Consider the following 230-nt stretch of genomic DNA (forward strand, 5'->3'; position numbering starts at 1 on the left):
AAGCAATATAAAAAATTTGCGAATGAACGCGAAGTAGTAGCGTAAACGATGAAAGGGGAAGAAATATGGCGAAGCAAAATCATTATGCAAATGAACCTCAGGAGAAAGAAATGGGATTGCACCGTAAATTAAAGACAAACCAACTTACGATGATTGCCATGGGATGTGCTATTGGCACAGGTCTATTCCTTGGAAGCGGCCTTGCCATCAGAACGGCTGGACCTAGTGTT

The 230-nt window shown here is 42.2% G+C and carries 1 pseudogene; it reads left to right on the forward strand.

Annotated elements, in window-relative coordinates:
• Window positions 1-65 precede the first annotated feature (65 nt).
• Window positions 66-230: pseudogene (locus tag LD028_RS18085) on the forward strand (amino acid permease); the annotation flags it as partial.

Source organism: Anoxybacillus sp. LAT27, from assembly GCF_022030075.1.
In the GTDB taxonomy this organism is placed as follows: Bacteria; Bacillota; Bacilli; order Bacillales; family Anoxybacillaceae; genus Anoxybacillus; species Anoxybacillus kestanbolensis.